At 55.7% G+C, this 11650-nt stretch carries 11 protein-coding genes and 1 tRNA gene; 2 read left to right on the forward strand and 10 right to left on the reverse strand.

Going from position 1 to position 11650, the window contains the following annotated elements; translation table 11 throughout:
* Positions 1 to 17: 17 nt before the first annotated feature.
* The 4 genes from ilvM to SPL01S_RS22815 all read right to left on the reverse strand — a co-directional run bounded on the left by ilvM (position 18) and on the right by SPL01S_RS22815 (position 3525).
* Entirely contained in the window at positions 18 to 275 is a 258-nt protein-coding gene (ilvM, locus tag SPL01S_RS22805) for an acetolactate synthase 2 small subunit (RefSeq protein WP_004951714.1), read from the reverse strand.
* Positions 272 to 1918, reverse strand: coding sequence for an acetolactate synthase 2 catalytic subunit (ilvG, locus tag SPL01S_RS22810; protein WP_063202973.1), 1647 nt, complete (start codon positions 1916 to 1918; stop codon positions 272 to 274). Before ilvG ends, ilvM begins: the two co-directional genes overlap by 4 nt.
* A gap of 142 nt (positions 1919 to 2060) precedes the next feature.
* Complete coding sequence (gene ilvL, locus SPL01S_RS24920) at positions 2061 to 2159, reverse strand: ilv operon leader peptide (protein ID WP_013814970.1); 99 nt, start codon at positions 2157 to 2159, stop codon at positions 2061 to 2063.
* A gap of 133 nt (positions 2160 to 2292) precedes the next feature.
* Positions 2293 to 3525: an MFS transporter gene (locus tag SPL01S_RS22815; protein ID WP_062869034.1), complete on the reverse strand. Its 1233-nt coding sequence runs from the start codon at positions 3523 to 3525 to the stop codon at positions 2293 to 2295.
* A 341-nt stretch (positions 3526 to 3866) separates the two neighbouring features.
* On the opposite strand from SPL01S_RS22815, the gene SPL01S_RS22820 reads away from it, so the two are divergent.
* Positions 3867 to 5390: a YifB family Mg chelatase-like AAA ATPase gene (locus SPL01S_RS22820; RefSeq protein ID WP_063202975.1), complete on the forward strand. Its 1524-nt coding sequence runs from the start codon at positions 3867 to 3869 to the stop codon at positions 5388 to 5390.
* A gap of 27 nt (positions 5391 to 5417) precedes the next feature.
* Here SPL01S_RS22820 and SPL01S_RS22825 read toward each other — a convergent pair whose 3' ends face one another.
* Positions 5418 to 5756, reverse strand: a complete 339-nt coding sequence (locus tag SPL01S_RS22825; protein ID WP_004951725.1) for a MaoP family protein — start codon at positions 5754 to 5756, stop codon at positions 5418 to 5420.
* Positions 5757 to 5875: 119 nt separating this feature from the next.
* On the opposite strand from SPL01S_RS22825, the gene hdfR reads away from it, so the two are divergent.
* Entirely contained in the window at positions 5876 to 6703 is an 828-nt protein-coding gene (gene hdfR, locus SPL01S_RS22830) for an HTH-type transcriptional regulator HdfR (protein ID WP_062869036.1), read from the forward strand.
* Positions 6704 to 6707: 4 nt separating this feature from the next.
* Here the strand turns inward: hdfR and yjfF are convergent, their stop codons facing one another.
* The 5 genes from yjfF to SPL01S_RS22855 all read right to left on the reverse strand — a co-directional run bounded on the left by yjfF (position 6708) and on the right by SPL01S_RS22855 (position 11604).
* Positions 6708 to 7700, reverse strand: a complete 993-nt coding sequence (yjfF, locus tag SPL01S_RS22835) for a galactofuranose ABC transporter, permease protein YjfF (protein WP_013814974.1) — start codon at positions 7698 to 7700, stop codon at positions 6708 to 6710.
* Entirely contained in the window at positions 7697 to 8719 is a 1023-nt protein-coding gene (gene ytfT, locus SPL01S_RS22840; RefSeq protein ID WP_086012904.1) for a galactofuranose ABC transporter, ATP-binding protein YtfT, read from the reverse strand. Before ytfT ends, yjfF begins: the two co-directional genes overlap by 4 nt.
* Positions 8716 to 10230 carry a galactofuranose ABC transporter, ATP-binding protein YtfR gene (gene ytfR / locus SPL01S_RS22845; protein ID WP_063202977.1) on the reverse strand — a complete coding sequence of 505 codons (1515 nt, stop codon included), beginning with the start codon at positions 10228 to 10230 and terminating at the stop codon, positions 8716 to 8718. Before ytfR ends, ytfT begins: the two co-directional genes overlap by 4 nt.
* 23 nt (positions 10231 to 10253) lie before the next feature.
* A complete protein-coding gene (gene ytfQ, locus SPL01S_RS22850; protein WP_013814977.1) occupies positions 10254 to 11210 on the reverse strand; it encodes a galactofuranose ABC transporter, galactofuranose-binding protein YtfQ in 957 nt (318 codons plus the stop codon).
* A gap of 318 nt (positions 11211 to 11528) precedes the next feature.
* Positions 11529 to 11604: transfer RNA gene (locus SPL01S_RS22855), tRNA-Trp, on the reverse strand.
* Positions 11605 to 11650: the final 46 nt, after the last annotated feature.

The raw sequence follows: 11650 nt of genomic DNA on the forward strand, positions 1-11650 counted from the left end.
TTTATCCTTCTCGCGCCTTAGGCGCGTATTTGTTGTGATGTTGGTTGCTGGATCTCAACGCAGGAGACGTCCATCAGTTTGCTTAACTGTGATGACAGTAGATCCACCGGGCGCTGGCTGGCAACGGTCAATTCAATATTGATGTTGTCGGTATTCACCGCTGAAACCATATTCATAGCACAAACCTGAAAGCCGCGATGACGCACGACGCGCAATACGCGCTCTAACATTTCAGGACGAAAACGTGCCTGGATCGAGAGTTGATGCTGCATCATGACATTTTCTCCAACATGGTTTCGTTGCCGGCGCCCGGCGGTACCAGCGGCCAGACGTTTTCGAGTTCATCAATGGACACATGCAGCAGATAAGGCCCTTCGCTGTTGAGTAAGGCGTCGAGAGCGTCTGCCACTTGGTCTTTGCGGGTAATGCGCTGGCCGGGAATACCGAAGGCATTGGCCAACATCAGGAAATCGGGGTTATCGGACAGGTTGGTTTCACTGTAACGACCGTCAAAAAACAGCTGCTGCCACTGTCGAACCATGCCTAAACGCTGGTTATCCAGTAAAACGATTTTCACTGGCAGCTGTTTTCGTTTTATGGTACCCAGTTCTTGCACGTTCATCATGAAGGAACCGTCGCCCGACACGCAGATCACCGTATCCTGCGGCCGTGCCATTTGGGCCCCCACCGCGGCCGGCACGCCGAACCCCATGGTGCCCAGACCGCTGGACGTGATGAAGTTTTCCGGGTGTTCAAAGGTCATGTGCTGGGCGGTCCACATCTGGTGCTGGCCCACGTCGGTGGTAACCACAGTATTGGCCGGTTTGCGCTCGGACAACTGTTTCAGCAGCAGCGGCGCGTAGATCGGCTGGCCTGGGTGATCGTAACGCCAGGTATGGGTTTCTTTCAGCTCAGCGACCCGCTGCTGCCAGGCGCTGATATTCAACGGCTGTTGCAGAGCCGGCAGCAAAGCTTTCAAATCGCCCTGCAATGCCACGTGCGCCTGACGCAGCTTGCTCATCTCCGCCGGGTCGATATCCATGTGGATCACCTTGGCGTGCGGTGCGAACGCGTTCAGTTTGCCGGTCACGCGATCGTCAAAACGCGCGCCGACGGCGATCAGCAAATCGCATTCCTGCACCGCCAGGTTGGCGGCCTTGGTTCCATGCATGCCCAGCATGCCGAGATAATAGGCGTGTTCCGCGTCTGGCGCGCCCAGCCCTTTCAACGTGGCGACGCTTGGCATCTGAGTCACGGCGATAAACTCGCGCAACGCCGGCACCGCCTGCGCCATGCCAACTCCACCGCCAACGTACAGCATCGGTTTGTGCGCCTGCGCCAACAACTCCGCGGCTTGCACCAGCTCTGCCGCCGGGTAGTTCAGTTCTTCCACTACCGGCATCAGGTGAGGATGCAGATCACCCTGTGCCAGCTGGATGTCTTTCGGGATATCGATCAGCACCGGGCCTGGACGACCGCTGCCGGCGATGGCGAAGGCTTCCGCCATGATGCCCGGCAGCGCGTCCAGTGATTCCACCAGGAAGCTGTGTTTGGTGCAGGCCAGAGACAGGCCGAGAACATCGATCTCCTGAAAAGCATCGGTGCCGATCAGCGCAGAACCTACCTGACCGGTGATAGCCACGACCGGCACAGAGTCCAGCAGCGCATCGGCCAGGCCGGTGATCAGATTGGTGGCGCCAGGGCCGGAGGTAGCGATACAAACGCCGACTTTGCCGGTTGAACGGGCATAGCCGATGGCGGCCATTGCGGCGCCTTGTTCGTGGCGGCACAGCAGGTGTTCCACCCCGCCGTCATACAATGCATCGTAAACCGGCATGATTGCGCCACCCGGATAGCCGAATACCGTATCAACTCCCTGCGCACGCAACGCTTGTACTACCCACTGAGCCCCATTCATGGTTATTTCCTCGCCTTACTTCGACAACTACAGAATTTTGTTCTGTTATTCATTCTCTGATCCTTGCTTCACTTTTCTTATGCCAATAAAAAACCCCCGGACCTTACGGTGCGGGGGTTCTCTTGCGATTCCGGCTTGTTTTCTAAGCCTTTCTTCGTCCAAGTGCAGCCCCGCACGGTGGGATAATAATCACCACCACGCTAATCACGACTAGGCTAATCACTTGGGCAAAGGCTTTCATAATAGGTTTGTTCACTGTGCTCGTTTCGAACTAATGCCTACAGAGGTACCATAGTCACGCTCGACATGACAACACTTTTTTTGCGTTATTATTCGACGCAATCTGGTCATACCTCACGCAAACTACCGCGATTTCAAACGTTAGCATGCAGGCTTGGGGTTTTCACCTCACCAGAGATTGCCTTGCCGCGCGTATCCTTGCCGAAGAACACCAACAGTGCGATAACAATCGCCACCGTGCCGGCAATGATCGCCATCGCCAGCCCATAGTTGTGGCCATTGTGAGCGGCAATCGTTGCCTGCAATGTCGCGTTCACCGACGCAATCAGATTGCCCAACTGGTAAACGAACCCCGGCAGCACCGCACGGGTGTTGGCCGGTACCAGCTCGGTGAGATAGCTCGGAACCACGCCCCAGGCGCCCTGCACCATGAATTGCATCAAAAATGCGCCAATCCCGAGCATCAGCGAACCGCTGGAAAACGCCCACAGCGGGATCACCGGCAAGGCCAGCAGCGCAGCGATGATAATCGCTTTCCTGCGGCCGATTTTTTCCGACAGCGCACCGAAGAAAACCCCGCCGATAATTGACGCGATATTGTAGCTAATAGCGATGATGCTGACGGTTTTAGCATCAAAACCATGCTGAACTTTCAGGAACACCGGATACATATCCTGGGTGCCGTGCGAGAAGAAATTAAACGCGGCCATCAGCAGCACCAGATAGCCGCACAGTTTCCAATGGCTCTTCAGCACCGGCAACAACGCGCTGCTTTCCTTGCGTTCACGCGCCGCCAGCCACACCGGCGATTCCTGTACGCAATAGTAAATAAACGGCAACAGCAAAACCGGCGCTGCACCGATAACAAACATGCCACGCCAACCCACCACCTCAAACAGCAGGCCGTATACCACTGCCGCCAACAAATAACCAAACGGATAACCAGCCTGGAAAATCCCCGACATCAGGCCGCGTGAACGGTCCGGGATGGTTTCCATCGCCAGCGATGACGCCACACCCCAGATCCCGCCCATAGCCACGCCGTACAATACCCGTAACAGCAAAAATACCGTCAGCGACGGCGCCGCAGCGGACAGCAGCTCAAACACCGAGAAGAACACGATATTCAGCATCAAAATCGGTTTGCGGCCGTATTTTTCCGCCGCGCGGCCGAAGATCAGCGCGCCGATCGGACGTACTGCCAGCGTCAGCAGGATCGCCAGCGTCACTTCTTCCATGCCGACATGAAAAGATTGCGCGATATCGCTGAGCAAAAACACCAGCACGAAGAAATCAAACGCATCGAGCGTCCAGCTTGAAAAGCTGGCGATAGCCGCATTGCGTTGCTGCGGGGTCCAACCAAACATAGTGTTATCCCTACTCTCGCGTACGAAGTCATGAGGTTTAGCGGCTGCCGTGGCGGAACGCGTCGGCGGTCGGAGTTTGTTAATTAAAGGGATTTTATTTTAACTAATTGTTAAATACACCCATCCCACCTCCGTCTGCAACAGGGCTAGCCCGCTAATGTGTTGCAGCGTTCGCGTAATTGTTAAGGGGTATTGCCATCACTTGCGATGCGCTTCGCAAAATATTTATATCCAATTGAAATAAAAGATCTAAATTACGAGCCTTTACGCAAACTCTTTAACGCTGCCGCGCTCCGGGGGCGCGAATCCCGCATCATGTTGCCTTCAGAAAGGAGAGCAATATGTCACTGGCGGTTATCTATACCCGGGCAACGATGGGCGTTCAGGCCCCTTCGGTGACGGTCGAAGTACATATCAGTAACGGGCTACCCGGCCTGACGATGGTCGGTCTGCCGGAAACTACAGTGAAAGAAGCCCGCGATCGGGTACGCAGCGCGTTGATCAACAACGGTTTCACCTTTCCCGCCCGACGCATCACCGTCAACCTGGCTCCAGCCGATCTTCCCAAAGAGGGCGGCCGTTACGATCTGCCTATTGCCCTGGCAATCCTCGCCGCCTCCGAACAGTTGCCGGCCGATCAGCTGGCGCGCTATGAGTTCCTTGGGGAGCTGGCGCTCTCCGGCGCTCTGCGGGGAGTAAGCGGCGCGATACCGGCCGCGTTGGCGGCAATGGATGCCGGAAGACAGCTGATTCTGGCGTCAGCCAATGGTAAGGAAGTGGGTCTGATTGCACAGAGTGAAAGCCGGGTTGCGGAACATCTGCTGGAAGTGTGCGCCTTTCTGTTGGGCAAAGGCGATTTACCGGGGGCCAGCGCCCCGGCTCCCGCCGAACCCCGGCAGGAACCCGCCGATTTGCAGGATATTCTGGGCCAGGAACAGGCCAAGCGTGCGCTGGAGATCGCCGCAGCAGGGGGGCATAACCTGTTGCTGGTCGGCCCGCCGGGTACCGGGAAAACCATGTTGGCCAGCCGCCTGAACGGCCTGCTGCCACCGCTGACCGACCGGGAGGCGCTGGAAAGCGTGGCCGTAGCCAGCCTGCTGCATCACCCTGCCGAAACGCTGCCATGGCGCCAGCGGCCATTTCGCGCACCGCATCACAGCGCCTCAATGGTTGCGCTGGTCGGCGGTGGCTCACTGCCGCGGCCGGGGGAAATCTCCATGGCGCACAACGGCGTACTGTTTCTGGACGAGTTGCCGGAATTCGAACGGCGCGTGCTGGATGCCCTGCGTGAACCGCTGGAGTCTGGCGAAATCGTCATTTCACGCGCCAGCGCCAAGGTTTGTTTCCCGGCCAGGGTGCAGTTGATCGCCGCAATGAATCCCAGCCCGACAGGACACTACCAGGGCATGCATAACCGCGCGTCGCCGCAACAGGTCCTGCGCTATCTCGGGCGGCTTTCAGGGCCGTTTCTCGATCGTTTCGATTTATCGATTGAGGTGCCGTTGCTGCCGCCAGGCGTGCTCAGTAAAAAGCGCGCCGGAGGAGAAAGCAGCATTCAGGTACGTGAACGGGTATTGCAGGCGCGTGAAAGGCAACTCTGCCGAGCAGGAAAAATCAACGCCCTGTTGAGTAATCCCGAAGTCGAACGGGATTGTACGCTCAGCGCACCGGATGCCGATTTTCTTGAGACGACGTTAAACAAGTTGGGATTATCGGTTCGTGCCTGGCAACGAATTTTAAAAGTGGCACGCACGCTCGCGGATTTGGCGGGGGATCGGGATATTGATAAGCGCCACCTGAGCGAAGCGCTTGGCTACCGTTGTATGGACCGACTGTTGCTGCAGCTGCACCGCAGCCTGGAATAAAAATGGGGCCCGCAGGCCCCATCGTTATCAATCGTCGCTTTCGGTGTAGTCTTCCACCGCATCAGCCTGCGGCTTGCCACCAGACAGGGTATGGAATTTTTTCGGGCGACGTGTGCGCGCCAGATATTTAGCCCATACTTTTTCCTGCTCGGTTACCGGCTCACGCTCACCGTGGCACACTGCGACGAACAGCTGTTCTTCTTCAGTGGCTGGCTGGCGTTTGCCTGCGTCCAACTCGTTGAACGCATACCCGAAGCGCTCTAGCAATTGCGCCTCTTTAATGGTGAAATCGCCGTGACGGGAGAACCCGCGAGGATAATGTTTATTATCAAAAAAACGATTGGTCGTGGTGAAGCTATCCGCCATCTGACACGCTCCTAATTCTCTCATGGCCGTGCTGTTTATGGCGCGGAGTATTAGATAGGCTTGACATTGTGTAAAACAAAACATTTAAATCTTAACGATAAAAATTTCTGGAGATAGGTGTGGATACCGAATTACTGAAAACCTTTTTGGAGGTCAGTAGAACGCGTCACTTTGGCCGAGCCGCGGAATCCTTGTACTTAACGCAGTCTGCGGTCAGTTTCCGCATCCGCCAGTTAGAAAACCAATTAGGCGCGAATTTATTCACCCGTCACCGTAACAATATCCGCCTGACGCCAGCCGGAGAGCGGCTTCTGCCCTATGCTGAGAGCCTGATGACAACCTGGCAATTGGCAAAAAAAGAGGTGGTGCGTTCGTTGCAGCATACCGAGTTATCCATCGGTGCCACCGCATCTTTGTGGGAGGCCTACCTAACCCCGTGGCTGCAATCGCTCTATCAGCAACGTGAAGCGTTACAACTTGAAGCCAGGGTTGCGCTACGGCATTCTTTGGTAAAACAGCTGCATGAAAGACAGCTCGATTTGCTCATCACGACCGAGCCGCCAAAGATGGATGAGCTGGCCAGCCAGCTGCTGGGTAATTTCTCGCTGAGGCTGTTCTCTTCTACCCTACGCGATAAGCATGCGCCGATGCCGTATATCAAACTGGAATGGGGGGCCGACTTTCATCCGCAAGAAAGCCGCATGTTGGAAAGCGATACTCTGCCGGTGCTTACCACCACCTCGGCACACCTGACCCGCCAGTTACTGGAAACCACCGGCGGCTGCGCCTTCCTGCCCAGCCAGTGGGAGAAGGACTATCCACAGTTGGTCGCAACCCCCGAAATCCCGGCGATTATCCGCCCGCTGTACGCTGTGTGGCTGCAAAATAGCGACCAGCAGCCACTCATCCGGCAATTGCTGAAAATACCTTTAAACACCGCAGCCTAAGACGCTATAACGGCTTTAGTCGGGGATGGCGTGGTTTGGTTCGTCTGTTGAGCCAAAATGCGCTCATCGCCTTCTGGAGGCCGATAAAGCAGAACAGCAGGATACCGATGACGATTTTGGTCCACCATGAGCTAAGCGTACCGTCGAAGGTAATATAGCTCTGAATCAGCCCCTGGATCAGCACGCCAAACAGCGTGCCCAGCACGGTGCCGACACCGCCGGTCAACAAAGTGCCACCAATCACCACGGCGGCAATGGCATCCAGCTCCACACCGCTTGCCGCCAGCGCATAGCCCGCAGAGGTATATAACGAGAAAATAATCCCGGACAGCGCCGCCAGCGTGCCTGAAAGCATATAAATCAGCACAGTGGTGCGTTGTACCGGCACACCCATTAATGCCGCAGATACCCGATTGCCGCCGATGGCATAGACGTTATGGCCGAAGCGCGTGCGGTGCGCCAGTACCATGCCAACCGCCACCACCAACAGCATCACCAGCGCTAACAGCGTGAAGCGACCACCACCCGGCAGTTTCCAGGCGTAGTTCGCCAGCGTCGCATACAGCGGATGATCAATGGGTATCGACTCTTCCGAAAGGATAAAACTCATGCCGCGTACGAAGAACATCCCAGCCAGCGTGATGATAAATGCCGGTAGCTTGAGCGCATCAATGATCCAGCCCATCAGAGCGCCAAACGACGCCCCCATCAACAGAGCAATGACGAACGCATAGCCCGGTGCAATGCCGTAAACGCCGATCAGCTTGGCCAACAATACGCCGGTGAAGGCGATCACCGAGCCAACCGACAGATCGATACCGCCGGAAAGGATCACAAACGTCATCCCCACCGCCACAATGCCGAGAAACGCGTTGTCTGTCAGTAAATCGCACCATACCCGTGTTGACGCAAAGCTGGGGAACTGGGTGAGACAAAACCCGTAGCCCAGAAGAAAGACCACGAGGGTAATCAACAGTGACAGATTACGTTTGATCATGGCTTTCGTCTCCTTAACAGCCGATGCAACGATACGCTCGGCGATTGAATCATCAGCACCGCCAGCACCACTATCGCCTTCAGCACCAGATTGAACTCCGGCCGGTAGCCGGACAGTAGAATGCCGGTATTCATCCCCTGGATAATCAATGCCCCCACTACCGACAACAGAAGATTAAAACGGCCGCCCAGCAAAGATCCTCCGCCAATCACCACCGCTAAAATCGCATCCAGCTCCAGCCACAGCCCGGCATTGTTGGCATCTGCGCCACGGATATCCGCAGTCACAATAATCCCCGCCACGGCGGCGCACAGCCCGCAGATCACATAGACCGCCATGACCACCCAACGCGTACTCACCCCCGCATTGCGCGCCGAACGCAGGTTAATTCCCACCGCCTCGATAAACAGCCCCAGCGCGGTTTTGCGCGTCAGCAGCCAGATCAACAACAGCATCACGGCGGCAATGATCGCCGGCATCGGCAAATACATCAGCGCGCCGCTGCCCAGTTGCGCCAAACCTTCACGTTCGAAAGTGACGATTTGCCCTTCGGTGATCAGTTGTGCAATACCGCGCCCGGCCACCATCAACATCAGCGTGGCGACAATCGGTTGTATCTGCAGCACCGCGACCAGAAATCCGTTCCACAGGCCACACAATGCCCCCACGGCCAGCGCAGCGGCAAGCACGTAACCCAGTGGATAGCCCGCGCTGGTCAGCGTTGCCGCCGTAGCACCGGCGATTGCCATCACGGCCCCCACTGAGAGGTCGATACCACCGGTGGCGATCACCAGTGTCATGCCCAAGGCAAGCAACGCGACCGGCGCTCCGCGATTAACGATGTCGATCACGCTGCCAAACAGACGACCATCCTGAACGTGAATGGAAAAGAAATTCGGGGCGACCAGGCTGTCGATCAGCAAAATCGCCGCCAACGCTCCCAACTGCGTCGCCCCGGCCGGGAATACCCATTTGACTTTGCGTGGTCCACCGGTCATGGAGAAGCTCCTGTGGTTCATCCTGCCCCCTGTTGCACAGCAATAGCCTGCATAATCGCAGGTACCGTAATAGCCGTATGCTCAAGCTGCGTAACGTGTTTTCTGTCGCGCAATACCACGATGCGGTCGGCATATCCCGCCAATTCCTCCAGCTCAGAAGAGATCACCAGCAGCGCTAATCCTTCATCACACAACCTTTCAATCAGCCGGATAATTTCTGCATGCGCACCAACGTCAATCCCGCGCGTCGGTTCATCCAGGATCAGAAAACGGGGTTTGGTTGCCAACCAACGCGACAGCAGCACCTTCTGCTGATTCCCTCCGGACAGGTATTGGATCTGTTGCTCCGGACCCGGCGTGCGAATGCCCAATAATTGGATAAAACTCTCGGCAATGCGGGTTTGCTCTCGTAGCGAGAGCGGCTTTAACCAGCCGCGCTGAGCCTGCAGAGCCAGAATGATATTTTCTCGCACCGTCGCAGCACCGATAATTCCGTCGGTTTTACGATCCTCCGGGCAATAACCGAAGCCGAGACTGGCAGCTTTGCGCGGCGTACGAATATTCACCGCGCGGCCCTCCACTTTCGCACTACCGCTATCATGCGATTTGATGCCAAATATCAGTTGGGCCGTTTCGGTACGCCCCGAACCGAGCAGGCCTGCCAATCCGACAATCTCACCCGGCCTTATTCTCAGATCGAAGGGTTCAACCATGCCACGACGCCCGTAGCCGTTAAATTCGACCAGCGGAGACGCATCCGTCGGCACATGCTCGCCCCGCTTGAGCAACGACTCGTCAAAGGCGTGACCGAGCATCATCTGGACCAGCTCCAGCCGTGGCAAGTCGTTGGCTGGCTTGGTGCCCACCAACCTACCGTTGCGCAGCACGGTAATGCGATCGCTGATGCGGTAAACCTGATCGAGGAAATGGGTGACAAAGATCATGCCTATACCCTGCGATCGCAGTTGACTGAGAATATCCAGCAGCATGGTGACTTCTTTAGCATCCAGGCTCGCAGTAGGTTCATCCAGGATCAGGACTTTGGCTGAAAGATCGACCGCCCGTGCGATAGCGACAATCTGCTGGATCGCAATCGAATAATTGCCTAATGGCTGGCTGGCATCCAACTGCAACCCATAACCCTGCAAAAGTTGCTGGGCCCGCCGCAGCATGGTTTTTTGATCGACCAGGCCGAAACGGGTAGGTTCGCGGCCGATAAACAAATTGGCGGCCACCGAGATATTCGCCAGCAGGTTAACTTCCTGATAAACCGTACCAATCCCCAGCGCCTGCGCTTGCGCGGTGCTTTGCGGCGCAATGGCTTTGCCCTCCAGCAGAATTTCACCGACGGAACGCTGATAAACCCCGGTCAGCGCTTTGATTAGCGTGGATTTTCCCGCGCCGTTTTCACCCAACAGCGCCATGATCTCTCCGCGCTGTAGCGTGAAATCAACCTCTTCCAGCGCCTTTACGCCAGGAAACTCGACGGATAATCCCTTAATCGCCAATAACGTGGTCTGCGATGCGGCCATCTTTTGTCCCGTCGGTGAGTGGATTAATAACCCATGCTTTTCTTCAGCTCGAATTCCTGTTTTGCGGTATCAGGCTGCAGCAGTTTCGATTCGGTCTGAATAAACTTCGCGGGTTGCGTTCCGTCTTTTTTCATCGCCAACAGCGCGTCGAACGCAGGGCCAGCCATATTCGGTGTCAGTTCGACCGACGCATTGGCCTCGCCATTGATCATCGCTTTGAAGATATCGGGAACACCGTCAATGGAGACGATTTTAATTTGTGAGCCTGGTTTCAAGCCGGCTTCTTTGATCGCCTGAATAGCACCTATCGCCATATCGTCGTTGTGAGCGTATACGGCGCAGATATTTTTGCCGTTCTGCTCAGCCTTGATGAAGCTTTCCATCACTTCTTTACCCTTGCTGCGGGTGAAGTCACCGGATTGCGAACGGATAATTTTGACGTTGGCGGCGCTGGCGATACCGTCAGCAAAGCCTTTCTTGCGGTTGATTGCGACGCTGGCGCCCACGGTGCCTTGCAGTTCCACTACGTTACAAGGCTTACCGGCTACCTCTTTGACCAGCCACTCCCCCGCAACTTTGCCTTCATGCACACTGTCCGATGCCACAGCCGCGGTATACAGCGAGGGATCGTTCACTTCTATCATCCTGTCGAGCAGGAATACCGGGATTTTGGCCTCTTTCGCCTCTTGCAGTACCGGGGTCCAGCCGGTAGCGACAACTGGCGCAATGAAAATAGCGTCAACACCCTGGGCAATAAAAGATCTGACCGCTTTGATCTGGTTTTCCTGTTTTTGCTGCGCATCGGCGATTTTCAGCGTAATTCCGCGCTTTTCCGCTTCTTGTTTCGATACTTTGGTTTCCGCCGAGCGCCAGCCCGATTCAGAACCAATCTGAGAAAAGCCGACGACCAGCGGTGCTGCCTGTGCCGAACCGATCAATGCGCCAGTAATGGCGGCCGCTAACAGCAGACGTTTAACCATGTTGTTCTCCTCGCTTTGCCCAGGGATGTGACTCCCTCCGACAGGGGTAGTCGTTGTTGTATATGCTGCCTATTTTTCTGGTGGAGTTGGCGGCCAAAAGATTGGGCGCTACTTAGTTGTAGTTGAAAATCAGGCAGGAATAATGAGCAGCATCACATCGCGGTAGAACAACCATTTTGTACATGGATTCAGCTAAAAATGTCTAAATTGGGAACGATTTCAGAGGGGTTTTTAAGCAACTTTTCAGAGGGGTAGCGAAAATTTAGAAAATGTAGAAAGCAAAAAAAAACCCTTCGCTTTCGCGAAGGGTTTTCAATATGGCAGGGGCGGAGAGACTCGAACTCGCGACACCCGGTTTTGGAGACCGGTGCTCTACCAACTGAGCTACGCCCCTAAATCTCGCTTAACATTATGCCTGCTAAAATTAGCAGGCATAATTT

The sequence above is a fragment of the Serratia plymuthica NBRC 102599 genome, from assembly GCF_001590925.1.
GTDB lineage: Bacteria > Pseudomonadota > Gammaproteobacteria > Enterobacterales > Enterobacteriaceae > Serratia > Serratia plymuthica.

Coding starts and splice junctions, on each gene's coding strand:
- ilvM (WP_004951714.1), bottom strand. CDS start 275: ATGATGCAGCATCAACTCTCGATCCAGGCACGTTTTCGTCCTGAAATG.
- SPL01S_RS22825 (WP_004951725.1), bottom strand. CDS start 5,756: ATGGCGGATAGCTTCACCACGACCAATCGTTTTTTTGATAATAAACAT.
- ilvL (WP_013814970.1), bottom strand. CDS start 2,159: ATGAAAGCCTTTGCCCAAGTGATTAGCCTAGTCGTGATTAGCGTGGTG.
- SPL01S_RS22815 (WP_062869034.1), bottom strand. CDS start 3,525: ATGTTTGGTTGGACCCCGCAGCAACGCAATGCGGCTATCGCCAGCTTT.
- yjfF (WP_013814974.1), bottom strand. CDS start 7,700: ATGATCAAACGTAATCTGTCACTGTTGATTACCCTCGTGGTCTTTCTT.
- ilvG (WP_063202973.1), bottom strand. CDS start 1,918: ATGAATGGGGCTCAGTGGGTAGTACAAGCGTTGCGTGCGCAGGGAGTT.
- ytfQ (WP_013814977.1), bottom strand. CDS start 11,210: ATGGTTAAACGTCTGCTGTTAGCGGCCGCCATTACTGGCGCATTGATC.
- ytfT (WP_086012904.1), bottom strand. CDS start 8,719: ATGAACCACAGGAGCTTCTCCATGACCGGTGGACCACGCAAAGTCAAA.
- ytfR (WP_063202977.1), bottom strand. CDS start 10,230: ATGGCCGCATCGCAGACCACGTTATTGGCGATTAAGGGATTATCCGTC.
- SPL01S_RS22820 (WP_063202975.1), top strand. CDS start 3,867: ATGTCACTGGCGGTTATCTATACCCGGGCAACGATGGGCGTTCAGGCC.